Here is a 2495-nt window from a genome sequence, read left to right as displayed (position 1 = left end):
CCTTTTGCTCGAGGCCGCCCCCGGCGACGCCGTCGACGCCTACATCGTCTCGACCGGCGGCGACGCCGGCATGATCGAATTGCTGCGTCATCGCTGGGGCCTCGACCAGTCGGAGCTGACGCGGCTGGCTAACTACCTCTGGGCGCTGTTGCATCTCGACCTCGGCCAGTCGGTGACCTTCTCCCGACCGATCCGCGATGTGATCCTCGAACGCCTGCCCAACACGCTGCTGTTGATGGTCAGCGCCACCGCGCTCTCCTTCGGGCTCGGCTCGGCACTCGGCATCTATGCCGGCGCGCGGCCCGGGAGTTTGCGCGACCGCTTCCTGTCGATCGGCTCGCTGGCGCTCTATGCCGTGCCGGGTTTCTGGCTCGGACTGGTGCTGATCGTCGTCTTTGCCGTCGACCTGCGCTGGCTGCCGATCGGCGGCATCGAGACCCTGGCTTCCGACAAGACCGGCCTTGACCGCGCAGCCGACATCGCCGTCCATCTTATCCTGCCTGTTTCGGCCCTCGGCTTCATCTACCTGGCGCTCTATCTGCGCATGATGCGCGCCGGCATGGCCGAGGTCTGGCGGCAGGATTTTGTGCTGGCCGCCCGCGCCAGAGGGCTTTCGCGCCGCCGCATCGTGCTCGCCCACATTGCCCGCAACGCGCTGCTGCCCCTGGTCACCATGCTGGGCCTGCAGTCGGCGCAGATGCTCGGCGGCAGCGTCGTCATCGAGAGCGTCTTTTCCGTGCCCGGCCTCGGCCGGCTGGCGCAGGAGGCAGTCGCCTCCCGCGATACGCCGCTTCTGCTCGGCATTATTCTCACCAGCGCCGTCCTGGTCATTGTCATCAACCTTGCCGTCGACATCGCTTATGCCTTCCTCGACCCGCGCGTCGGCGCCAGCGAGGCCGGCGCATGAGTGCCCTCCGCCGCTTTCTGCGCACGCCCGAGGCGGTCGCCGGCGCCATCCTCCTGGCGGCGTTGATCGCCATGGCGCTGTCGGCGTCGCTGCTGTTCCCCGGCGATCCGCAAGCGATTGCCGGGCCGGCGCTGCTGCCGCCGTTCCAGGACTGGTCGCTCCCGCTTGGCACCGATCGGCTTGGCCGCGACGTGCTGGCCGAGCTTTTTCATGGCGCCCGCACATCGCTGGCTGTCGGGATCGCCGCCGCGGCCGCCGCACTTGTCATCGGGGCAGTGGTCGGCACATTGGCCGGCTTTGCCGGCGGCCTCGTCGACGAGGTGCTGATGCGCATCACCGACGCCTTCCAGACCGTGCCGAGCTTCCTGCTGGCACTGGCCTTCGTCAGCGTCGTCGGACCGTCGCTCGGCATCGTCGTGATCGCCATCGCGCTCGGCACCTGGACCGGACCAGCCCGTGTCGCCCGCGCGGAAGTCCTGTCCATTCGCGAACGCGATTATGTCGCCGGCGCCAGGGTCATCGGCATGCACCCGCTGGCGATCGCCTTTCGCGAGGTGCTGCCCAATGCCTTGCCGCCGGTGCTGGCGATGTCGTCGGTGATCGTCGCCGCGGCGATCCTCACCGAGGCGGCCTTGTCGTTCCTCGGCCTGGGCGATCCCAACCGGGTCACCTGGGGCGGCATGATTGCCGAAGGCCGTGCTGTCCTGCGCACCGCGCCCTTCCTGTCGATCGTCCCGGGCATAGCGCTGGTGCTGACCGTGCTCGGCGTCTATCTCGCCGGTGAAGGCATCGTCGAGACGACGGCGGTCAGGAGAGGCCTGTCGTGACCGCGCTGGCTTCGATCCGCGACCTGACGGTGACCTACCGCCGCGACGGCAACGAGGCGACGGCGCTGAAGAGTGTCAGCCTCGGCATAGAGGCTGGCGAGCGCTTGGCCATCATCGGCGAAAGCGGTTCGGGCAAGAGCACGCTGGCGCTGGCGATTGCAGGGCTGTTGCCGGCAAGCACCAAGACTGAAGGAAAGATCGATTGGTTCCTACCGTCGGCGTTGGGCGCCAAGGCACCCCCCTCTGTCCTGCCGGACATGTCCGGCAGGACAGAGGGGGGCCTCGTAGAGCACAGACCGCAAAAGCTCTTCACCAGATCAAGTCACCCTCCCCGCGGCGGCCGCGATATCGGTTTCGTCTTCCAGGACCCATCCGCCAGCCTCGACCCCGTAATGCCAATCGGCAAACAAATCGCCGAAGTCGCCCGCACCCATCTCGGCCTCACCTGGTCCCAGTCCTATGCCAGGGCCAAAACCCTGCTCGAACGCGTCCGCCTGCCCGATCCTGACTCGGCCCTGCGCGCCTTCCCGCACCAGCTTTCCGGCGGCCAGAAGCAGCGTGTGGCGATCGCCGCCGCCATTGCGGCCGGTCCGAAATTGCTGATCGCCGACGAAGCGACCAGCGCGCTCGATACCATCGTGCAGGCCGAGATCGTCGCCTTGATCCGACGCCTGGTGACCGAGGACGGCATGACGCTGCTGTTCATCAGCCATGACATCGCGCTGGCGGCCGAGCTTGCCGGGCGCATCGCCGTTTTCCGC

3 protein-coding genes are annotated in these 2495 nt (G+C 67.8%); all 3 read left to right on the top strand.

Annotated features, from left to right (window positions below):
• The coding region (locus tag EN932_RS33890; protein ID WP_164890779.1) for an ABC transporter permease at window positions 1–907 on the top strand (907 nt) is incomplete at its 5' end.
• Entirely contained in the window at window positions 904–1734 is an 831-nt protein-coding gene (locus EN932_RS33885) for an ABC transporter permease (RefSeq protein ID WP_127365902.1), read from the top strand. The genes EN932_RS33890 and EN932_RS33885, both read left to right, overlap by 4 nt.
• Window positions 1731–2495, top strand: a 765-nt coding sequence (locus tag EN932_RS33880) for an ABC transporter ATP-binding protein (RefSeq protein ID WP_164890778.1), incomplete at its 3' end; no start/stop codon positions are given. The genes EN932_RS33885 and EN932_RS33880, both read left to right, overlap by 4 nt.

Origin of the sequence: Mesorhizobium sp. M7A.F.Ca.US.002.01.1.1 (assembly GCF_004022955.1) — a bacterium.
Lineage (GTDB): Bacteria > Pseudomonadota > Alphaproteobacteria > Rhizobiales > Rhizobiaceae > Mesorhizobium > Mesorhizobium ciceri.
Note: the sequence above shows the minus strand (reverse complement) of the source record. Positions and strands in the feature narration are given on the sequence as shown.